The organism is Rhodothalassium salexigens DSM 2132 (assembly GCF_004341375.1).
GTDB classification, from domain to species: Bacteria; Pseudomonadota; Alphaproteobacteria; order Sphingomonadales; family Rhodothalassiaceae; genus Rhodothalassium; species Rhodothalassium salexigens.
Window position 1 is genome coordinate 47974 of the sequence record NZ_SLXO01000003.1, and the last position, 20133, is coordinate 68106.

The 20133-nt window shown below is 69.7% G+C and carries 27 protein-coding genes; 19 read left to right on the plus strand and 8 right to left on the minus strand.

The window, feature by feature from the left end:
* Positions 1-293 precede the first annotated feature (293 nt).
* From EV659_RS04800 to dnaQ, 5 genes are read left to right on the plus strand one after another with little or no spacing between them, the layout of a single operon-like run.
* A complete protein-coding gene (locus EV659_RS04800; protein ID WP_132707730.1) occupies positions 294-1142 on the plus strand; it encodes a pyruvate, water dikinase regulatory protein in 849 nt (282 codons plus the stop codon).
* Positions 1123-1731, plus strand: coding sequence for a Maf family nucleotide pyrophosphatase (locus tag EV659_RS04805; protein ID WP_132707731.1), 609 nt, complete (start codon positions 1123-1125; stop codon positions 1729-1731). The genes EV659_RS04800 and EV659_RS04805 overlap by 20 nt, the downstream gene beginning before the upstream one ends.
* The gene (locus tag EV659_RS04810) at positions 1728-2570 is read left to right on the plus strand and encodes a shikimate dehydrogenase (RefSeq protein ID WP_132707732.1); all 843 of its coding nucleotides are present in this window, start codon (positions 1728-1730) and stop codon (positions 2568-2570) included. The genes EV659_RS04805 and EV659_RS04810 overlap by 4 nt, the downstream gene beginning before the upstream one ends.
* Positions 2571-3227, plus strand: a complete 657-nt coding sequence (gene coaE / locus EV659_RS04815) for a dephospho-CoA kinase (RefSeq protein WP_132707733.1) — start codon at positions 2571-2573, stop codon at positions 3225-3227.
* A gap of 9 nt (positions 3228-3236) precedes the next feature.
* A complete protein-coding gene (gene dnaQ, locus EV659_RS04820) occupies positions 3237-3914 on the plus strand; it encodes a DNA polymerase III subunit epsilon (protein ID WP_132707734.1) in 678 nt (225 codons plus the stop codon).
* A gap of 22 nt (positions 3915-3936) precedes the next feature.
* Here the strand turns inward: dnaQ and secB are convergent, their stop codons facing one another.
* Together secB and EV659_RS04830 are read right to left on the minus strand one after the other, a co-directional pair.
* Positions 3937-4452 carry a protein-export chaperone SecB gene (gene secB, locus EV659_RS04825; protein WP_184409787.1) on the minus strand — a complete coding sequence of 172 codons (516 nt, stop codon included), beginning with the start codon at positions 4450-4452 and terminating at the stop codon, positions 3937-3939.
* 203 nt (positions 4453-4655) lie between these two features.
* Positions 4656-5204, minus strand: a complete 549-nt coding sequence (locus EV659_RS04830; RefSeq protein ID WP_132707735.1) for an FxsA family protein — start codon at positions 5202-5204, stop codon at positions 4656-4658.
* Positions 5205-5357: 153 nt separating this feature from the next.
* Here EV659_RS04830 and EV659_RS04835 point away from each other — a divergent pair, with 153 nt between their 5' ends.
* The 3 genes from EV659_RS04835 (at position 5358) to EV659_RS04845 (ending at position 7926) form a co-directional block, all read left to right on the plus strand.
* Positions 5358-6032: a Tim44/TimA family putative adaptor protein gene (locus EV659_RS04835; RefSeq protein ID WP_132707736.1), complete on the plus strand. Its 675-nt coding sequence runs from the start codon at positions 5358-5360 to the stop codon at positions 6030-6032.
* A 4-nt stretch (positions 6033-6036) separates the two neighbouring features.
* Complete coding sequence (mltA, locus tag EV659_RS04840; RefSeq protein ID WP_132707737.1) at positions 6037-7305, plus strand: murein transglycosylase A; 1269 nt, start codon at positions 6037-6039, stop codon at positions 7303-7305.
* Between the two features lie 63 nt (positions 7306-7368).
* Positions 7369-7926 carry a Smr/MutS family protein gene (locus EV659_RS04845; RefSeq protein WP_165878730.1) on the plus strand — a complete coding sequence of 186 codons (558 nt, stop codon included), beginning with the start codon at positions 7369-7371 and terminating at the stop codon, positions 7924-7926.
* A gap of 14 nt (positions 7927-7940) precedes the next feature.
* On the opposite strand, the gene hslU is transcribed toward EV659_RS04845, so the two are convergent.
* Complete coding sequence (hslU, locus tag EV659_RS04850) at positions 7941-9251, minus strand: ATP-dependent protease ATPase subunit HslU (protein WP_132707739.1); 1311 nt, start codon at positions 9249-9251, stop codon at positions 7941-7943.
* A complete protein-coding gene (gene hslV / locus EV659_RS04855) occupies positions 9248-9805 on the minus strand; it encodes an ATP-dependent protease subunit HslV (protein WP_132707740.1) in 558 nt (185 codons plus the stop codon). Before hslV ends, hslU begins: the two co-directional genes overlap by 4 nt.
* A gap of 294 nt (positions 9806-10099) precedes the next feature.
* On the opposite strand from hslV, the gene hisB reads away from it, so the two are divergent.
* The 8 genes from hisB (at position 10100) to EV659_RS04895 (ending at position 14768) form a co-directional block, all read left to right on the plus strand.
* The gene (hisB, locus tag EV659_RS04860) at positions 10100-10693 is read left to right on the plus strand and encodes an imidazoleglycerol-phosphate dehydratase HisB (protein WP_132708026.1); all 594 of its coding nucleotides are present in this window, start codon (positions 10100-10102) and stop codon (positions 10691-10693) included.
* A complete protein-coding gene (gene hisH, locus EV659_RS04865; RefSeq protein WP_132707741.1) occupies positions 10690-11343 on the plus strand; it encodes an imidazole glycerol phosphate synthase subunit HisH in 654 nt (217 codons plus the stop codon). Before hisB ends, hisH begins: the two co-directional genes overlap by 4 nt.
* An 11-nt stretch (positions 11344-11354) precedes the next feature.
* Complete coding sequence (locus EV659_RS04870; protein WP_165878731.1) at positions 11355-11927, plus strand: GNAT family N-acetyltransferase; 573 nt, start codon at positions 11355-11357, stop codon at positions 11925-11927.
* Between the two features lie 4 nt (positions 11928-11931).
* Positions 11932-12672, plus strand: a complete 741-nt coding sequence (gene hisA, locus EV659_RS04875) for a 1-(5-phosphoribosyl)-5-[(5-phosphoribosylamino)methylideneamino]imidazole-4-carboxamide isomerase (protein ID WP_132707743.1) — start codon at positions 11932-11934, stop codon at positions 12670-12672.
* Positions 12672-13442 (plus strand): imidazole glycerol phosphate synthase subunit HisF, encoded by a 771-nt coding sequence (gene hisF / locus EV659_RS04880; RefSeq protein WP_132707744.1) that lies wholly within the window; start codon positions 12672-12674, stop codon positions 13440-13442. Before hisA ends, hisF begins: the two co-directional genes overlap by 1 nt.
* Positions 13435-13842, plus strand: coding sequence for a phosphoribosyl-ATP diphosphatase (locus EV659_RS04885; protein WP_132707745.1), 408 nt, complete (start codon positions 13435-13437; stop codon positions 13840-13842). Before hisF ends, EV659_RS04885 begins: the two co-directional genes overlap by 8 nt.
* A 106-nt stretch (positions 13843-13948) precedes the next feature.
* Positions 13949-14314: a histidine triad nucleotide-binding protein gene (locus EV659_RS04890; protein WP_132707746.1), complete on the plus strand. Its 366-nt coding sequence runs from the start codon at positions 13949-13951 to the stop codon at positions 14312-14314.
* A 61-nt stretch (positions 14315-14375) separates the two neighbouring features.
* Positions 14376-14768, plus strand: a complete 393-nt coding sequence (locus EV659_RS04895) for an MAPEG family protein (RefSeq protein WP_165878732.1) — start codon at positions 14376-14378, stop codon at positions 14766-14768.
* 80 nt (positions 14769-14848) lie between these two features.
* On the opposite strand, the gene EV659_RS04900 is transcribed toward EV659_RS04895, so the two are convergent.
* Positions 14849-15841 carry an adenosine kinase gene (locus EV659_RS04900; protein WP_200287333.1) on the minus strand — a complete coding sequence of 331 codons (993 nt, stop codon included), beginning with the start codon at positions 15839-15841 and terminating at the stop codon, positions 14849-14851.
* A gap of 120 nt (positions 15842-15961) precedes the next feature.
* Between EV659_RS04900 and EV659_RS04905 the strand changes: the two genes are divergently transcribed.
* Positions 15962-16702 (plus strand): EI24 domain-containing protein, encoded by a 741-nt coding sequence (locus EV659_RS04905; protein ID WP_132707748.1) that lies wholly within the window; start codon positions 15962-15964, stop codon positions 16700-16702.
* Positions 16699-17247 carry a hypothetical protein gene (locus EV659_RS04910; RefSeq protein ID WP_132707749.1) on the plus strand — a complete coding sequence of 183 codons (549 nt, stop codon included), beginning with the start codon at positions 16699-16701 and terminating at the stop codon, positions 17245-17247. The genes EV659_RS04905 and EV659_RS04910 overlap by 4 nt, the downstream gene beginning before the upstream one ends.
* Positions 17248-17278: 31 nt before the next feature.
* On the opposite strand, the gene nth is transcribed toward EV659_RS04910, so the two are convergent.
* Positions 17279-17926, minus strand: a complete 648-nt coding sequence (gene nth / locus EV659_RS04915; protein ID WP_132707750.1) for an endonuclease III — start codon at positions 17924-17926, stop codon at positions 17279-17281.
* Positions 17927-18044: 118 nt separating this feature from the next.
* Here nth and EV659_RS04920 point away from each other — a divergent pair, with 118 nt between their 5' ends.
* Positions 18045-18620: a DUF2244 domain-containing protein gene (locus tag EV659_RS04920; RefSeq protein ID WP_165878733.1), complete on the plus strand. Its 576-nt coding sequence runs from the start codon at positions 18045-18047 to the stop codon at positions 18618-18620.
* Between the two features lie 42 nt (positions 18621-18662).
* Here EV659_RS04920 and EV659_RS04925 read toward each other — a convergent pair whose 3' ends face one another.
* Entirely contained in the window at positions 18663-19346 is a 684-nt protein-coding gene (locus tag EV659_RS04925) for a hypothetical protein (RefSeq protein WP_132707752.1), read from the minus strand.
* A 2-nt stretch (positions 19347-19348) separates the two neighbouring features.
* Complete coding sequence (gene dapB, locus EV659_RS04930) at positions 19349-20131, minus strand: 4-hydroxy-tetrahydrodipicolinate reductase (protein WP_132708028.1); 783 nt, start codon at positions 20129-20131, stop codon at positions 19349-19351.
* Between the last annotated feature and the right edge of the window lie 2 nt (positions 20132-20133).

Sequence of the window (20133 nt, forward strand, 5' to 3'; positions counted from 1 at the left end):
AGGCCCGGGCCGCCATGCCGGGTTGGAAACCCAAGCAGTACACGGGATAAGCGGCTGCATAGCCTGAATTGGCGCCGCAGGGAAAGATGTGAACTATGGGGATAAGGTTGCCGCGCAGAACTGCGTTTTTTCGGCTTGTCCACCGGGTCCACAGCCCGCACGCTTATGCCCATGGGGACGGGGGGAAAAACGCTCGTTTGGTCGCTTGCTGGGCTTGACCGGGAAAATCGGCCTGTTATCCCCATTTTACCCACAGTTATCCACAGCGCGTTTCACAGGATCTTCCCCCGGTTATGAACACCGCCAAAACGGTTCAACACATCCATCTGATTTCCGACGCCACCGGCGAAACGCTGGAGTCCATGGCCAAGGCGGCGCTCGCCCAGTTCGACACCGGCGAGGTGCGCAAGCACATCTGGCCGATGATCCGCTCGCCGCAGCAGATGGACCGGGTGATGAACGATATCGAGCGGCGGCCGGGCCTGGTGCTGTACACACTGGTCAACGAACAGATCCGCGATGTGCTGGTGCGGCGCAGTTCGGCGGCGGGGCTCAAGCATGTGTCGGTGCTCGACCCGGTGATCAGCGCGCTGGCGTCCTATCTGGGCCAGGAAGCGACCCATTTGCCGGGCCGTCAGCACATGATGGATGCGCAGTATTTCGACCGCATCGAGGCCATGCACTACACCATGGCCCATGACGACGGGCAGATGCCCGACGGGCTGGCGGCGGCTCAGATCATCCTGGTCGGGGTGTCGCGCACGTCGAAGACGCCGACGGCGATCTATCTGGCCAATCGAGGCTTTCGCGTCGCCAATGTGCCGTTCGTGTTGAACGCGCGGATGCCCGAGGAGCGCATGGCCAAGGCCAATGCCTTGGTGGTCGGTCTGACCACGTCGCCCGAGCGGTTGGTCCAGATCCGCACCAGCCGGTTGCGCTCGATCCAGGAGCAGAGCCAGACCGACTATACCGACCTGGAGACGGTGCGCGAAGAGGTGCGCCTGTGCCGGCGGTACTGTAACGAGCGCGGGTATCCGGTGATCGACGTGTCGCGCAAATCCATCGAAGAGGCGGCGGCCGCGATCATCAACCTCTATCACGAACGCAAAGGGCCGTGCGGCAATGGCGCTGGCGTCAAGTAAGCGCCGGGTGATCCTGGCGTCGGCCAGCCGGGCGCGGCGCGAGATGTTGGCGGCCGCCGGCCTGGCGGTCGCGGCGGTGCCGGCGGGAGTTGACGAAGCGGCGGTCAAGGCGGCCATGGCCGGGCAGGGCGCGGAGGCGGTGGCCCGGGCGCTGGCCGCTGCCAAGGCGTCGGCGGTCGGCGCGGCCCATGGCGACGCCCTGGTGATCGGCGCCGATCAGGTGTTGAGCCTTGATGACCGGCTTTACGACAAGCCGCGCGACCGGGCCGAGGCGCGCCGCCATCTGGAAAGCCTGTCCGGCCGCCGCCACGGGCTGGTCAGCGCGGTCACGGTCTATGGCGACGGCGCGGTGCAATGGTCGACCGCCGACCGGGTCGACCTGACCGTGCGGTCCTTGACCCCGGCGTTTCTGGACGCCTATTGCGCGGCCATGGGCGACCGGCTGCTGGACAGCGTCGGCGGCTATGAACTGGAAGGGTTGGGTGTGCATCTGTTCGAGCGGATCGAGGGCGATTACTTCACCGTGCTGGGCCTGCCGTTGCTGGCGCTGCTGGGCTATCTGCGCCGGGTCGGGGCGGTGGCGTCGTGACCGCCGCCGATCGCCCGGTCGCCGGGGTCATCGGTTGGCCGGTGGCGCATTCGCTGTCGCCGCGCCTGCACGGGTTTTGGCTCGACCGCGCCGGGATCGACGGGTTTTACGTGCCCATGGCGGTGGCGCCCGAGCGCCTGGGCGCCGCGCTTGCCGGGTTGCCGGCGCTGGGGTTTCGCGGCGTCAATGTCACCGTGCCGCACAAGCAGGCGGTGTTCGATGCCCTCGACCGGGTGACGCCGGTGGCGCGCCGGGCGGGGGCGGTCAATACGGTGACGGTGGGGGAAGACGGCACGCTTGAGGGCACCAACACCGATGTGGCCGGTTTTCTGGGCCATCTGCGCCAGGCGGCGCCGGTGTGGCAGGCGGATGCCGCGCCGGCGGTGATCTTGGGCGCCGGCGGCGCGGCGCGCGCCGCGGCGGTGGCCTTGCTCGACGCCGGAGTGGCGCGGGTGACCGTGGTCAACCGCACGGTGGCGCGCGCCGAGGCGCTGGCCTCGGCCTTGGGCGACGCGCGCGTGGCGGTTGCCCCTTGGGAGCGGCTGGCCGGCGCGCTCGACGGTGCGGGGTTGCTGGTCAACACCACGTCGCTGGGCATGGCGGGGCAGCCGCCGTTGACGCTCGACCTGGCGCCCTTGGCGGCCGACGCGGTGGTCTATGACATCGTCTATGTGCCGCTGGAGACGCCCTTGCTGGCCGCCGCCCGGGCGCGCGGTTTGGCGACCGTCGACGGGCTCGGCATGTTGATCCACCAGGGTGTGCCGGCGTTTCGGGCGTTTTTCTGCGCCGAGGCGGCCGCTGACGCGGCGACCCGCGCGCACCTGTTGGCGGCGCTTTAGATGCTGGTGATCGGGCTCACCGGGTCGATCGGCATGGGCAAGTCGACGGCGGCCCGGATGTTCCGCCGCTTGGGCGTGCCGGTGTTCGATTCCGACGCCTGCGTGCACGCGCTGATGCGCCCGGGACAGGCCGGGTATCGCGCCATCGCCGGGGTGTTCCCTGAGGTGGTGGTGGCCGGCGGCGTCGACCGGGCGGCCCTGGGCGCGCGGGTGTTTGCCGATCCCGGCGCCAAGGCGCGGCTTGAAGCCTTGTTGCACCCGTTGGTATTCGCCGACCAGCGCGCCTTTCTGGCTCGCCAGCAGCGGGCCCGCGCGCGCCACGTGGTGCTCGATATCCCGCTGTTGTTCGAGACCGGCGGCGCGCACCGGGTCGATTGTATTGCCGTGGTGTCGGCGCCTTATGCCATCCAGGCGCGCCGGGTGCTCGCCCGCCCGGGCATGACCGCCGACAGGTTTCGCGGCATTCTGGCGGCTCAGATGCCCGACGCCGAGAAGCGCCGGCGGGCCGATGTGGTGATCCCGTCGGGCCATGGGCACCGGCCGGCCTTGCGCGCCATCGTCGGCCTGTTAAGGTCCTGGCCGGCGGCGCGCGGCCGGGTCTGGCGGCCCGGTTGGGGCGGCCCGGCGATCCGGGCATTGCCGCGAGACGCAGCGTAGGGAGCGACCATGCGCGAAATCGTTTTCGACACCGAAACGACCGGCTTCGATCCCAATGAGGGCCACCGGCTGATCGAGATCGGTTGCGTCGAGATCCGCCACGGCCTGGCCACCGGCGAGACCTTCCACGTCTATCTCAACCCCGAGCGCGACGTGCCCGAAGAGGCGGTCCGGGTGCACGGGCTGCGGCGCGAATTCCTGGCCGACAAGCCGTTGTTCGCCGATATGGTCGACCGGTTTCTGGATTTCGTCGGCGACACGCCGCTGGTCGCCCACAATGCGAGCTTCGACCGCACCTTCATCAATGCCGAGCTGGCCAAGGCCGGGCGCCCGACCCTGCCGTCGCGTCAGTTCGTCGACACGCTGGAGATGGCCAAGCGCAAGTTTCCCGGCCAGCGCAATTCGCTCGACGCATTGTGCGAGCGGCTGGGCGTCAGCAACGCCCGGCGCGACCTGCACGGCGCCTTGCTCGACGCGGAAATCCTCGCCGAGGTCTATCTGGAGCTGCAAGGCGGGCGCCAGCGCGGGCTTGAACTGGTGTCGGAGGCGACCCGGACGGCGACGGTCGAGGTCCACAGACCGCACCGCGCCGCGCGCCCGCATGCACCGAGCGACGAGGAAGCCGCCGCACACGCCGCCTTCCTCGACCTGTTGACCGATCCGATCTGGCGGCGCGACGGGGGCTGAGCGCGCGCCGCCGTCCACCGGGTCAGTTCAGCGTCGGGGCGTCGCCGGTTTGCTGCTGTTGGATCTGCTGGCGCTGCTGTTGATAGAGCGCATGGAAATCGATCGGGTCGAGCATCAGCGGCGGGAAGCCGCCGTCGCGCACCGCGTCGGCGATGATCCGGCGGGCGAACGGGAACAGCATCTGCGGCGCTGCGATCAACAGGAACTGCTGCAACTGCGCGTCGGACAGATTGCGCGCCATGAACAGTCCGGCATATTGCACCTCGACCGCGAAGATCACCGTGGGCGTGTCTTCCTTGGTCTTGCTGGTGGCCGAAATCTTCAGCTCCACCTCATAGGCGTCCTGGCCGCGCTGTTGCGCCTGGACGTTCACCGACACGTCGATATTGGGCTTGTCGTCGGGCTGGCGATAGAGCGTCTGCGGCGCGTTCGGGTTTTCGAACGACAGATCCTTGACGTATTGCGCCGCCACCGAGGCTTCGCCGCCGGCGGGTTGAGCGTCGGACCCGGCCTCGGGGCCGGTGGTTTCTTCTGCCATGGTGTCACTCTTGTCCGTGATGGGGTCCGCTGAAGGAAGGCGTCGGCGCGGGGTGCGCGCAGGCCAGGGGCCGGATGCCGCAGCCACCGACAGATCGCGCGGTGGCTAGCATGAGCCCATGGCCGCCCACAAGCGTTTGTTGCCCCTGGACCCGCTGCGGTGGCAAGACCGCCGCGCGGTGCACCACGACGGCAAAAAAGATGTCAGCGCCGGTCGCCGTTGCGCCCGCTGTCGTCGTCGCCATAGCGCACCGCGTCGGGCTCCAGGTCGATGATGTCGTCCGAGCCATGGCCGTGCGGGCGCCCGTGGAAGCGCGGGTCGTGAAAGCGTGGGTCATGGCCGCGCGGGTCGGGGCCGGCGCCGGTCTCGGTGCGCACGATCATGGCGTTGACCATGCTGCCGACGCCCCAGGCGATCAGCAGCCGGCGCAGGCCGGGGATCAGCAGCACGAAGCCCACCGCGTCGGTCAACAGGCCGGGCAGAAACAGGCACACACCCGAAAGGGCCAGCAGCAAGCCTTCGAGCACGTCGCCGATCAACGGTTCGCCCCGGTCGGCCGCCGCACGAATGCGCAACACAAGGTCGCGGCCTTGCAGGCGGACGATCGACACGCCGATGACCGCCGTGGCGATCGTCAACAGCACGGTCCAGCCCAGGCCGATGGCCTGGCCGGCAAGCCCGAACGCATACAATTCGGCCAGCGGCAGGCCGACCAGCAGGAGGATCAGCACGAGGCCGACACTTGTTCTCATGGACACATCACCCTATGTCTGGCGTTCACGGTGTGGACGCTCTTTCTTCGATGTGCGTAGACTGTAGGGCTGTTGCAAGGTCCGCTCAAATTTCGGACATCCTGCGGGATTTTCGACCGTCCCGCGGGCAGCCCCCAAGACAGGTGATCTTTCATGAACGGCGGTGTTGTCGATCTCATCATTCTGGCCATGATTGCCGGTTTCATCATCTTGCGCCTGCGCAGCGTGTTGGGCCGCCGGCCGGAGGATGATCAGTCCCCGGCACCGGGTCAGGCCAGCCCGCGCGGCCAAGACGGCCCGCTGGCTCGTAAGCCGGCCAGCCCTGATCGCGAGGCGCGCGGCGATGGCGAGTCCGTGGTCGACATGGAAGCCGACCCCAAGCTGCGCGAGGTCTATCGCAAGATCCGCCGCGCCGACGCGTCGTTCGACCCGGCGGGCTTTCTGTCCGGCGCCCGCGAAGCCTACACGATGATTCTGGAGGCGTTCTGGGCCGGCGACAAAGAAACCATCAAGCCGTTTCTGTCCGACAAGCTGTTCAACAGCTTTGCCAAGGCGATGGACGACCGGGCCGAACAGGGGCACCGGGTCGAAAACAAGATCGTCGATCTGGACAAGGTGGACATCGCCGACGCCGAGATGGTCGATGGCCGGGCGCGCCTGACGGTTCGATTCGTCACCAGCTTGGTCAACCTGGTGCGCGACGAGCAGGGCCGGGTGATCGAGGGCGATCCCACCGACACCATCGAGGTCACCGACCGCTGGACGTTCGAGCGCGATCCCAAGTCCGCCGACCCCAACTGGACGCTGATCGCCACCCGGTCGGAGTAACGCCATGGCCCGGCCGTCCCGCGATGGGACCTGGGCGCTGGTGGCGGTTGCGCTGGCGGTGCTGCTGGCCGGCGTCGTTCTGGCGCTGGTCCTGGTGCCGCCCCGGCCGTCCAAGGCGCCCGAACCGCCCAAGCCCATCGACCGCGCGCTGCGCTACGACCCGGTGGATTATGCCGCGCTGCCGGGCTGGGCGGCCGACGACCACAGCTTGGCGCTGCAAGCGTTTCTGCAAAGCTGTCGGGCGTTCGAGAAACAGCCCGCCGAACGACCGGTGGGGCCGGGCCCGGTGGGCACCATGGCCGACTGGACGCCGCTGTGCGCCGAGGCCCGGTCGCTGGCCGCCGGCGGGATCGACGAGCGCACCGCGCGGGCGTTCTTCGAGGATCGTTTCCAACCCCTGGCCTTGACCTTGGGCCCCGAACGCCAGGGGTTTCTGACCGGCTATTACGAGCCGGTGCTGGCCGGCAGCCGGGTTCGCACCGAGCGCTTCGACGTGCCACTTTACGGCCCCCCGCCCGACTTGGTGACCGTCGATCTGGGCGCCTTTCGCGCCGATCTCGACGGCGAGCGGATCACCGGCCGGGTCGAGGACGGCCGCCTGCGCCCCATGCCCGACCGCGGCGCCATCGACCGCGGTGCGCTCGCCCAGCGCGATCTGGAGATCGTCTGGCTCGACGACCCGGTCGAAGCGTTTTTTCTGCACATCCAGGGGTCGGGGCGCATCCAGTTGCGCGACGGATCGGTGCTGCGGGTCGGCTATGCGGCGCGCAACGGTCATGCCTATCGCAGCGTCGGGCGCGAACTGCTCGCGCGCGGGCTGTTGGCACCGGGGCAGGCGAGCGCGCCGGGGATCAAGGCATGGCTGCGCGACCATCCCGACCAGGCTGCCGCGTTGATGGCCGAGAACCCCTCCTATATCTTCTTTCGCGTCGTCGAAGAGTTGGCCGACCGGTCGGTGGGGCCCATCGGCGCGCTCGGTGTGCCGTTGACGCCCGAGCGCAGCCTGGCGGTGGACCGGACGCATCTGCCCTTGGGCGCGCCGGTCTATCTGGATGCCAGCTACCCCGCGCCCCAAACCCACGAAGCGCGGCCGCTGCGCCGGTTGATGATGGCGCAGGACGTGGGCGGGGCGATCCGCGGCGCACTGCGCGGCGACGTGTTCTGGGGCACCGGGCCCAAGGCGGCCGAGATCGCCGGCCACATGATGCACGAGGCGCGGTTCTATCTGCTGGTGCCCAAGACGGTGGCATCGGGCGCCATGGCCGCTATGTAAGGGGCCATTGGCGGCCCGGATCGGGCCGGATGCCCCTTGATGACGGTCGGTGGAACGAACGGTATGGCGGCCAAGAAGACCCTGTCGGATGAGGACGCGGCCTTGTGGGATGCGGTCAAGCAGACCGTCAAACCCCTGGGCCAGCGCAAGGTGGTGGCGAGCGCGCCGCCGCCGCGCCGGCCGGTGCGCGCGCCCCGGCCCGCCGATCCGCTCGACGCGCCGCGCGTGCCGGCACCGGCTGCGGCGATCGACCGGCGCACCGCGCGGCGGCTGGCACGCGGGCAGATGGCGATCGACCGCAAGCTCGACCTGCACGGCCGCACCCAGGAACAGGCGCTGTCGTTGCTGACCATGGCGGTGCAGCAGCTCTATGCTCAAGGCGGGGGCTGTTTGCTGGTGGTCACCGGGCGCGGCGGCCGGCGGTTTCGCCAGACCGGCGACGTGCCGGCGGCCTATCGCCGGCGGGAGGATTTCGCGCCCGAAGGCGGCGTGCTCAAGCGCCAGGTGCCGCTATGGCTGACCGGCGCGGAGCTGGGCGGTTTCGTCTATGCCTATGGTCCGGCGGCCGATAGCCATGGCGGCGCCGGCGCGCTTTATGTGATGGTGCGCCGGCGCCGCTGACCGTTGGCGGACGATCAGAGGATATAGCGGCTGAGGTCGGTGTCCTCGCTCAGATTGCCCAGATGCTCGCGCACATAGGCGGCGTCGACGGTCACCGTCTCGCCGGTGCGGTCGGTGGCGGTGAACGATACCTCGTCGAGCACCCGTTCCATGATCGTGTGCAGCCGCCGCGCGCCGATGTTTTCCACCGTGGCGTTGATATCGGTGGCCATGCGCGCCAACTCGTCGACGCCGTCGTCGGTGAACACCAGGGTCACGCCCTCGGTGGCCATCAGCGCCACATACTGCTTGACCAGCGAGTATTCGGGCTCCAGCAGGATGCGCCGGAAATCGTCCTGGGTCAGCGCCGACAATTCGACCCGGATCGGCAGCCGGCCTTGCAGTTCGGGCAGCAGGTCCGACGGCCGCGACAGGTGGAAGGCGCCCGAGGCGATGAACAGCACATGGTCGGTCTTGACCGCGCCGTATTTGGTCGACACCGAGGTGCCCTCGATCAGCGGCAGCAGGTCGCGCTGTACGCCCTCGCGGCTGACGTCGCCGCCGCGCGTCTGTTCGCCCGCGCAGATCTTGTCCAACTCGTCCAGGAACACGATGCCCGACTGTTCGACCAGGGTGATCGCCTCGCGGTTGACCTGGTCGTCGTCCAGCAGATTGTCGGACTCCTCGGCGATCAGCGTTTCATAGGCGTCGGCGACGCGCAGACGCTTGCGCACCGTGGGCTTGCCGAACGCCTTGCCGAGCATGTCGCCCAGATTGACCATGCCCATCTGCGCGCCCGGCATGCCGGGGATGTCCATGGTCGGCAGCGACGCGCCGCCGGTGTCCGACAGGTCGAGTTCCACCTCCTTGTCGGCCAGCTCGCCGCTGCGCAGCATGTCGCGATACTTCTTGCGCGTGGTCTCGCCCGCCTGGTCGCCGACCAGGGCGGTGACCACCCGTTCCTCGGCATTGAGTTCGGCCTGGGCGCGGACATTGCGGCGCTCGCGTTCGCGCACCATGGCGCGCGCGGTCTCCACCAGGTCGCGGATGATCTGTTCCACGTCGCGGCCCACATAGCCCACTTCGGTGAACTTGGTCGCCTCGACCTTGAGGAACGGCGCCTGGGCGAGCTTGGCGAGCCGGCGCGAAATCTCGGTCTTGCCGACGCCGGTAGGGCCGATCATCAGGATGTTCTTGGGCAGCACCTCGTCGGCCATGTCGCCGTCGAGTTGCTGGCGCCGCCAGCGGTTGCGCAGGGCGATGGCCACGGCGCGCTTGGCGTCGCCCTGACCGATGATGAAGCGATCCAGTTCGGAAACGATCTCGCGCGGCGAAAAAGCGGTCATGACAGGTCCAGGGCTTCGAGGGTCACTTGGTCGTTGGTATAGATGCAGATGCCGGCGGCGATCGCCATGGCGCGGCGGGCCACCTGTTCGGCACTGAGCGGCTGGTCGGCCAGCGCGCGCGCCGCAGCGAGTGCGTAATTGCCGCCCGAGCCGATGCCGATGACGCCGTCGTCGGGCTCTAGCACGTCGCCAAGGCCGGTGAGCACCAGCGACACCTCGGCGTCGGCGACGATCATCATCGCTTCGAGCCGGCGCAGATAGCGGTCGGTGCGCCAGTCCTTGGCCAGTTCCACGGCCGCGCGCTTGAGCTGGTTGGGGTGGCGTTCGAGCTTGGCCTCCAGCCGTTCCATCAGCGTGAAGGCGTCGGCGGTGGCGCCGGCGAACCCGGCCAGGATGTTGCCCTTGGCCAGCCGGCGCACCTTGAGCGCGGTGCCCTTCATCACCGTGTCGCCCACCGACACCTGGCCGTCGCCGGCGACGACCACTTGGTTATCCTTGCGCACCGATACGATGGTGGTGCCGTGCCAGGGCGGCGACGCGGATTGCGGGGACATGGGATCTCCTGTCAAAGGCCGGCCGGCGCGCGAGGGTATCGACAGCGCCGGACGTGAGATGGATCGGGCGCCTCGGGTCGCCGGGCACCGGATTGCGGGGTATGTAAAGTCGCGCGCGGCGCGTCGCAAGGTGGCCACCTTGGCGATTGGCTTGGACGCCTGGGCCTGTTATACCCCGCCGCGACCGGGCTGGGGGCTGCTTTGCTGCTGTCCGGCCGATGATCAGCCCGGTCGGGGATGGCGCGGTGAGGGATGCGCGCCGCCGCCGGCGCAGCCAAGAGGGGTCCGATGATCATGCGTCAGGGCCAGGTCTCCCGCCAGACCAAGGAAACCGCCATCACCGCCCGGGTCGCGCTCGACGGCACCGGCATCGCCGACATCGACACCGGTGTCGGCTTCTTCGACCATATGCTGACCGCGCTGGCCCGCCACAGCCTGATCGACGTGGCGCTCAAGGCCGAGGGCGACCTGCATATCGACGCCCACCATACGGTCGAGGATTGCGGTATCGTGCTCGGCCGCGCGGTGGCCCAGGCGCTGGGGGACAAGGCGGGTATCGAACGCTTCGGCGCGGCTTATGTGGCCATGGACGAGGCGCTGGTGCGCGCCGCGCTCGACGTGTCGGGGCGCGCGTTCCTGGTCTGGGACGTGACCTTCACCCAGGACCGGCTGGGCACCATGGACGCCGAGCTGGTGCAGGAGTTCTTCCGCGCCTTCGCTTGGGAGGCCGGGCTGACCCTGCACGTCACCCAATTGGCCGGGACCAACAATCACCATATCGCCGAGGCCGCGTTCAAGGCGCTGGCCCGGGCGCTCAAGATGGCGCTGGCCATCGACCCGCGCCGGCCCGACGCCGCGCCGTCGACCAAGGGGACGTTGAGCGCATGAGCGAACGGGTTGCGGTGGTGGACTGCGGGTCGGGCAATCTCCGGTCTGCGGAAAAGGCTCTGGTGCGGGCGGCGCGCGGTGCTGGCATCGACCGGCGGGTCGCGGTGACCGCCGACCCCGACGCGGTGCGCCGGGCCGACCGGCTGGTGCTGCCGGGCGTCGGCGCGTTTGCCGAATGTCGCGACGGTCTGGCCCGGGTGGCCGGCATGCTCGACGCGCTCGACGAGGCGTGCCGGGCGGCCAAGCCGATCCTGGGCATCTGTGTGGGCATGCAGTTGCTGGCCAGTCGGGGCCATGAATACCGGGTCGAACCGGGCCTGGACTGGATCGCCGGCGAAGTCCAGCCGCTCAAGCCGGCTGACCGGGCGGCCAAGATCCCGCACATGGGCTGGAACCGCCTGACGCCGACGCTGGCCGGCAGCCGCCACCCGCTGCTCGACGGCATCGGCCCCGGTGCCCATATGTATTTCGTCCATTCCTATCATTTCGTGCCCGCTGCGCGTGCGGCGGTCCTGGCCGAGAGCGACCATGGCGGCCGCTTTGTCGCCGCGATTGGGCGCGACACGGTGGTCGGAACCCAGTTTCACCCTGAGAAAAGCCAGCAAATGGGGCAGAAGCTGTTGGAAAACTTCTTAAGGTGGCGGCCATGAGCGCAGACGGCATGAATGTCCTTCCGGAGATGATGGTGCATACGGCAGTAACGCGGGTGACGGCGCTGGAAGACCATGAACTCGGCGACCTGGTGAAGGCGGCCGAGGCGGCGATCGACGAGGGCGGCGCCAATTGGACGCGCTCGCCGGGCCAGGCGCCGCTGGAGAAATATTTTCGCGGTGTCATGCTGGCGCCGCACCGGGATCTGTTCGTCGCCCGGCTCAACGGCCGGGTGCGCGGCGGCCTGCAACTGATCCAGCCGCCGCCCTTGTCCGAGACCGGCCCGTCGAGCGGCGAGATCGCGTCGTTCTTCGTCGCCCCGGATGCGCGCGGTTTCGGCCTGGCGCGCGGCTTGATCGACGCGGCCGAGGCGCGCGCGCGCGACCTGGACCTCAAGGTGCTGGACCTGTCGATCCGCGCCGACCGCGAGGCGGCGCAAAGCCTGGTGCGCGCCAAGGGCTTCCACCGCTGGGCGGTGAAGTCGCACTATGCCCATGTGGACGGCCGGTTCGTCGCCGGGGCGTATTTTTCCAAGGACCTGGACGACCCCGACGGGCTGTCGGACGAGGACGAAGAGGGCTGATGCCGTGAAGCTGTATCCCGCCATCGACTTGAAGGACGGCCAGTGCGTGCGGCTCTATCAGGGCCGCATGGACGCCGCGACGGTCTATAACGACGACCCCGCAGCCCAGGCCAAGGCGTTCGAGACGGCGGGTTGCCATGCCCTCCATCTGGTCGACCTCAACGGTGCCTTCGCCGGCCAGCCGGTCAACGGCGCGGCGGTGGAGCGGGTGGTGGCCACGGTCGGCGTGCCGGTGCAACTGGGCGGCGGCATCCGCGACCTGACGACCATCGCCCAATGGCTCGACCGGGGCGTCGACCGGGTGATCCTGGGCACCCTGGCGGTGCGCGAACCCGACACGGTGATCGAGGCGTGCCGGCGCCACCCCGGCCGCATCGCCGTCGGCATCGACGCGCGCGGCGGGCGCGTGGCGGTCGAAGGCTGGGCCGAAACGGCGGACGACCTGCCGGTGGCCGACCTCGCCCGCCGGTTCGAACAGGCCGGCGTCGCCGCCATCGTGTTCACCGATATCGACCGCGACGGCACCCTCACCGGGGTCAATGTGGACGCGGTGGCGGACCTGGCCGAGGCGGTGTCGATCCCGATCATCGCGTCGGGCGGGGTGCGCGGCCTGGGCGATCTGCAGGCGCTGGTGGAGCGGCAAAAGCACTGCTCGGGCACCATCGAGGGCGTGATCGCCGGGCGCGCGCTTTATGACGGCACGCTCGACCTGGGCGCTGCCCTGGCGCTGTTGGAGGCCCCCTGATGCTCAGCGTGCGGCTGATCCCGTGTCTCGACGTGAAGGCCGGCCGGGTGGTCAAGGGGGTCAATTTCGTCGACCTGCGCGACGCCGGCGACCCGGTGGAACAGGCGCGCGTCTATGACCGCGCCGGCGCCGACGAGCTGTGTTTTCTGGACATCACGGCGAGCCACGAGAAACGCTCGATCCTGCTCGACGTGGTGCGCCGCACCGCCGAGCAGTGCTTCATGCCGCTGACCGTCGGCGGCGGCGTGCGCACGGCGGAAGACGTACGCAAGCTGTTGGTCGCCGGCGCCGACAAGGTGTCGGTGATGACCGCCGCCGTCGACCGCCCGGACCTGATCGCCGAGCTGGCGCAGCGCTTCGGCCGCCAGTGCATCACCGTGGCGGTGGACGCCAAGCAGATCAGCCCCGGGCGCTGGGAGGTGTTCACCCATGGCGGGCGCACCCGCACCGGTATCGACGCGGTCGCCTATGCCCGGCTGGCGGCTGAGAAGGGCGCAGGCGAGATCCTGCTCACCTCCATGGACAAGGACGGCACCCGCGACGGCTTCGACCTGGCGCTGACCCGGGCGGTGGCGGATGCGGTGCCGGTGCCGGTGATCGCATCGGGCGGCGTCGGCACGCTCGACCATCTGGTGGCGGGCGTGCGCGACGGCCATGCCTCGGCGGTGCTGGCGGCGTCGATCTTCCACTTCGGCGACCATTCGATCCCCGAGGCCAAGCGCTATATGGCGGCGGCCGGGCTGGCGATGCGCGAGGGCGACCATGGCTGACCGCCCCAAGAACACCCAAGCCCCCGACGCTTCCCCTGGCGCTCCTCAAGCCCGCCAGGACACCCCGGCACCGGGTCGCGACTGGCAGGTGCTCGACGCGCTGGTCGCCACCATCGCCGAGCGTCGCGCCGCCGGCGACGACCAGACCAGCTATACCGCCCGGCTGTTCGCCAAGGGCCGCGCCAAGATCGCCCAGAAGGTCGGCGAGGAGGGGCTGGAGACCGCGCTCGCGGCGGTGGGCGAGGGGCCGGACGCGGTGGTCTCGGAATCGGCCGACCTGTTGTTCCACTGGCTGGTGCTGCTGGCCGAGATGGACGTGGACCCGGCCCGGGTGCTCGACCGGCTGGCCGAGCGCCAGGGCTTGTCGGGGCTGGCGGAGAAGGCGGCGCGCTCCGACTGATCCGGGGCGGACAGGAAAAGCGGTTTGGCGGCCGGGGCTTGCGGCGCCTGCGTCAAGCCGCCAAAGTCGGGACCCACGGACCCTGCCAGCTTGAGGAGCGCCGCCCATGGCCTATGATCCCGACAATGTCTTCGCCAAGATCCTGCGCGGCGAACTGCCGTGCAACAAGGTCTATGAGAACGAGCACGCGCTCGCCTTTCACGACATTCACCCGCAAGCGCCGGTGCACGTGCTGGTGATCCCCAAGGGCGCGTATGTGTCCATGGAGGATTTCACCGCCAACGCGCCCGACGAGCTGGTGCTGGGCTTTTTCCGTACCGTGGGCCATGTGGCGCGGGAATTGGGCCTGTCGGACCCGGGCTTTCGTATCCTGGCCAATCATGGCGCCGACGCCCACCAAGAGGTGCCGCACCTGCACGTGCACATCTTCGGCGGCCGGCCGTTGGGGGCGATGCTGGTCAACGCCGGTTGACCCATTTGTCGCACCCAGCCGTATCTCGTTGGTCCGACAACAAAACCGGAGTGACCGAGAGATGACCATTGCCGCCTGGTGTGTGCTCGCCTTCCTGATTATCGCCTATGCGCCGCGCGCCGGCTCGATCCGCGGCGCGATCGCGCAGGAAGGCCGGTACGACAATATCAACCCGCGCGCCCAGCAGGCCCGCCTCGAAGGTGCCGGCGCCAAGGCCCAGGCCGCCCACGCCAACAGCCTTGAAGCCTTCGCCCCGTTCGCCGCCGGGGTCTGGGCCGCGCACGCCTTCGGCGCCGACCCGATGATCCGGGACGGCCTGGCGCTGGCCTTCGTGGCGGTACGGCTGGTCTATTGGCGCGCTTATGTGGCCGACTGGGGCAATGGCCGCTCGGTGGTTTGGGCGCTGGGCTTCCTCATCACCGTGGCCCTGTTCGTCGCCGCCGGTCTGACGTGACGCTGGCGCGCCGCTAAGGACGCGAAAGGGGGGGGCCGTGGCCCCCCAAAACACCCCGATGCAGGGCGCGACGGCGCCGATCAGGCGCTGATCTTCTGCGCGACCAGCTTTTTCAGATCGTGTTCCGGGCGCGGGCCCAGATGGCTGATCACCTCGGCGGCCGCGATGGCCCCCATGCGGCCGGCGGCTTCCAGGCTCAGGCCCCGGCTGAGACCGGTGAGCACGCCGGCGGCATAGAGGTCACCCGCGCCGGTGGTGTCTTCCACCGTGGTCGGTTCGGCCGGCACGTGCACCCGTTCGCTGCCGCGCGCCAGCGTTCCGCCCTTTTCCGAGCGCGTGCACACCGCCACCTCGACCTTGGCCGCCACCTGTTCGACCGCCGCGTCGAAATCGTCGGTTTCGTAGAGCGATTTCAGTTCGGCTTCGTTGGCGAACAGGATGTCGATCTTGCCGTCGTTCAAAAGCGCCTGGAATTCAGAGCGATAGCGGTCGACGCAGAAGCTGTCCGAGAGCGTGAACGCGGCCTTGCCGCCGTTCTTCCGGGTGATGTCCATGGCCTTGACGAAGGCGTCCTTGGCGGCCGGGGGGTCCCACAGATAGCCTTCCATATAGACGATCTTGGCGCGCTTGAGCATCGCTTCTTCCACGTCGTCGGGGCCGAGGCCCTGGCAGGCGCCGAGGAAGGTGTTCATGGTGCGCTGGCCGTCGGGGGTGACCAGCACCAGACAGCGCGCCGTGGGCGGGCCGTCGGTGGCCGCCGGGGTGGTGAACTCGGCGCCCAGCGAGCGAATGTCGTGGGTAAACACATTGCCAAGCTGATCGTCGCGCACTTTGCCGATAAAACCACAGGCGCCGCCCAGCGACGCGATGCCGGCGATGGTGTTCGCCGCCGAGCCGCCGGACGATTCCACGCCGGGGCCCATCTGGGCGTAGATCGTCTCCGCCTGGTCGGCGTCGATCAGGATCATGGCGCCCTTGTCCATGGCGTGTTTTTTCAGGAAGGCGTCGTCGGTGCGAGAAATCACGTCAACAATTGCGTTGCCAATGCCGACCACATCAATGGTATCAGCCAAAAGTGTCTCCTGTCCGCTGTTCGCGGCACGTCGTCTGACGCCGCGCGCCGCCTCGAAAAGCGCGCTTGGCGTAACATGGTCTTGAGAATAATTGAAGGCCCGCGGCCAAAGGAACTGTGAATGCTTGCAAAATCCTTGCGTTTGACACTTGCCGGATTGAACGAACCGGCCGTTCAGCGGGTGGTGGTGATCGGCTTGATGACCGCTGCGGCGGTGTTTGTCGGCGCGCTCATCGGCCTGGTGGCGCTGGTGCCGTATCTGCCCGACCCGAATTGGGCGTGGCTCGGTCCGGTGGCCGACGTGGCGGCGGGGCTGGCGGCGGTGGCGCTGGTGGTGGTCGCGGCTTATGTGCTGTTTCCCGGTCTCGCCACGCTGGTGATGAGCTTCTTTCTCGAAGACGTGGTGCACGCGGTGGAAAGCCGCCATTACCCCGAGGCAGCCGAAGGCGCCGAGGCGCGGCTGATCGACGAGGTCGGGCTTGGGCTGCGGCTGTTGGGCGTCAGCTTGCTGATCAATCTGGTGATCTTGCCGCTGTATCTGATTTTGCTTGCCACCGGGGTTGGCTCGCTGGTCATGGCCGGGCTGTTTCTCTTGGTCAATGCGGGGCTCTTGGGGCGCGAGTATTTCGAGATGGTGGTGGTGCGCCACGTGCGCCGGCGCGAGGTGGCGGAACTGCGCCGCGCCCACCGCACACTTACCTGGCGCGCCGGGCTGGTGATCGCGGCGCTGTTCATGATCCCGATCGTCAATCTGTTCGCGCCGGTGCTGGGCGCCATGCTGATGACCCATCTGTTCCACCAGGAACGCCGTGCGGCCGGTGCCGGGCCGCGCCCGCCCCGGGCCGGGACGGCGCGGCCATGACCGCCCGCGCATGGCGTCTGACCGTGCCGCTGGCGCTGCTGGCGCTCGCCGGGTGCGCCGACCTGGGGTCGCGGATCGACGGCTGGCGCGAAGGCGGATCGGCGGCGGCGGACGCTGCCGTTGCTGGTGCCTCGGCTGACCGGTCTGCCCATGGTGGCGCGCGGCGCGGGGGGCCCGGCGTGCCGCCGTCTGCGGTGCCGCAGGTCGACGGGCGCCCGGTGCCGCCGCCTGAGCCGGGGCTGCTGCTGGGCAAGACCGCGGCCGAGGTGCAGGGTCTGCTCGGCCCGCCCGATCTGGTGCGCCGCGAGGGCGCGGTGCACGTGATGCAGTATCGCAGCGCCGGCTGCGTGTTCGACGTGACCCTCTACGAGGCCGGCCCCGGCGCGCCGTTCAAGGCGTCGTACCTGGAATCGCGCGACATCACCGGCACCATGCTGGCCGCCGGCGCATGCCTGCAGTCACTGGTGCCGCCGACGCGCTGGGCCGACTGGCGCCAACAGGCTGCGGCCACCCGCGCGGTCGACGCCGATCCGGGCGCGCCCTGACCGGCCTTCGGCCGCATCCGCGCCGCCGGCATCAGGCGTCGGCGGGTGCCGGCGTTTTGGGCTCATAGGGGCACAGGTCGCGGATCGGGCAGGCGGGGCAATTGGGCTTGCGCGCCTTGCACACATAGCGCCCGTGCAGGATCAGCCAGTGATGGGCGTGGCGGCGATAGGGCTGGGGGATCACCGTCATCAGCCCCTTTTCCACCGCCAGGGGCGTCTTGCCCGGCGCCAGGTCGAGCCGGTTGGCGACCCGGAAGATGTGCGTGTCGACCGCGCAGGTCTCGTGGCCGAAGGCGATGTTCAGCACCACATTGGCGGTCTTGCGGCCGACACCCGGCAAGGCTTCGAGGGCGTCGCGGTCTTCGGGCACGCGGCCGCCATGCTCGGCGATCAGCCGCTCGGACAGGGCCAGCACATTCTTGGCCTTGTTGTTGAACAGGCCGATGGTGCGAATGCGCTCCTTGATGCCGTCGAGCCCCAGGGCTGCCATGCGCTCCGGCGTGTCGGCGACCGCGAACAGCGCCCGGGTCGCCTTGTTGACCCCGGCGTCGGTGGCCTGGGCCGACAGCACCACCGCGACCAGCAGCGTAAAAGCGTTGGTATATTCCAGGTCGCTGCGCGGCTCGGGGTTGGCGGCGGCCAGGCGGCGGAACACTTCCTCGACGGTTGCGGGCGACATGGCGGGCGCTTTTCGTGGCACGGGGTGGGGGCGGGGGGCGCGGCCAGGCAGGGGACCTGGAGCGGCAGTTGTGCCGCTTGCGCTGAACCGGTTCAAGTCTCAACGTCGTATCAGAGCGATGTCTAGTCCGCCGCCCTATCCGCCCAGCCTGGCACCGGCCGCCGCCGGGGCCTCGCCCCCCGATGCGCCCGGTGACGCGCCGGCCGGGGTGGCGGTTTGGTTCGACGCCGTGCTGCGACCCAACCGGTCGCTCGGCCCGGCGGGGCGGGCGCGCTTGTTCTGGGCGGTGGCGGCGTTGTCGGCGGTGTCGGCGCTGCGCTTTTGGGCGGTCGGCGCATGGCCGGTGGCGCTGTTCTTCATCCTCGACGCCGGGCTGCTTTGGGGCGCGTTCAAGCTCAACGACCGCGCCGGGCGCCGGACCGAGACGATCCGGCTCAGCCGCGCCGGGCTCGATGTGGCCTATACCGCGCCCGATGGCCGCACCCGCACCGCCCGGCTCGAACCCGTCTTCGCCCGTGTCGACGTGCGCCACGCCGGCAGCCACCGCGCCCAGGTGCGGCTGGTGTCGCGCGGCGTGGAAGCGGTGGTGGGCTCGTTCCTGAGCCGCGACGAGCGCCTGGAGATGGCCGCCGCGCTCGACGAGGCGCTGTATCGGTTTCGCACCAACCAGGCCCCGCCCACACCCGGCGGCTGAGCGGCTTTCGCGGGTCGCGCAGCGGTCGCTGACGGTCTCGGGCTAGAGCGCCAGATTGCCGGCGACCACCCGCTCGATCTCCCAGCCCCAGCCGGTCTCTTTCATCAACACGAGCTGGCTGCCGCCCTGGATGCGGTGGGCGGTCCAGACGATGGCGACCAGGGCGCGGCTGCCGTCGTCGGAAAACGCCGGCAGCGAGACCCGCAACAGCCCCGCCGCCTTGGGGAAGGTGTCGTTGAACGCCGCCCAGAACGGGTTGTAGCCGCGCGGCAACCGCTCGCCGCCGTCGAGCGCGCGCTGCCGGCGCCGCTCGGCGCGGTCGCGAAAGCGCGCCTGGACCTCGGCGGTGAGCACCCGGCAGCGCTCGACCCCGTCGCACAAGCTGTCGAGGGGCGCGCGCGCCACATTGCGGTCCTTGAGCGCGTCGAGCAGGGCCTCGGGGATCGCCGCCGCGCCGTCGGCCGTGCCCGGTGTGGGCAGAAAGCCGCGGCCGATGGTGCGGTCCGAGACCACCGCCAGCGCGCCTGCGTGGGCGCCGCGATAGACGTCGATGGCGGCCAGGATGGCGTCGGCGTCGCGCGCGCTCACCGTTGCCTGGGGCGTCGCGATGCCGGGGTCGGGCATGGTCTGGGCCAGGGCGGGCGCTGGGGCCGGGATGCTGGCCAGGGCCGCCAGAACCGCGCCCAGGGCGACCCACATACCGGCCTGTGCGCCCCGGCGGCCCATGGTCAGCCGATCCCCAGCACGTCGGCCATGCTGTAAAGGCCGGGCGCTCGGCCCGGCTCGGCGGCCCACAGCGCGGCGTGCAGCGCGCCTTCGGCGAAGATCGCCCGGTCGGTGGCCTTGTGGGTCAACTCCAGGCGCTCCTTGGTGCCGGCGAAGATGACGCTGTGCTCGCCGGCCACGTCGCCGCCGCGCAGCGCCGCAAAGCCGATCTGGCCGGGCTCGCGCGGGCCGGTGATGCCGTCGCGCGGGCCGGCCCGGAGCGTGTCGAGATCGCCGCCCCGGCCGCGCGCCGCCGCCGCCCCCAAGGCCAGCGCGGTGCCCGACGGCGCGTCCACCTTGTGACGGTGGTGCATCTCCAGGATCTCGATGTCCCAATCCGTCCCCAGACGTTCGGCCGCCTGTTGAACGAGCGCTGCCAACAAATTGACCCCCAGCGAGAAATTCGCCGCCTGGACCACCGGCACATGGGCCGCTGCCGCGCTGATCGCCGCCTGGTCCTGGGCGTCGAGGCCGGTGGTGCCGACGACCAGGGCGGTGGCGTGGGTGGCGGCGAGCTCGGCGTGGGCGCGGGTCGCCGCCGGCACGGTGAAGTCGACCGCCACATGGGCGGCGGCGAACGCGGCGGCGGCATCGTCGCTGACCGGCAGCCCGGCCACCGTGCGCCCGTACCAGGGGCTGCCCGGCGTGTCGGTCAGGCCGGCCAGTTCGACGCCGGCGCGCCCGGCGACGCTGTCGATCAGCGTCTGGCCCATGCGCCCCGACGCGCCGGTGATGGCGACCCGCACGG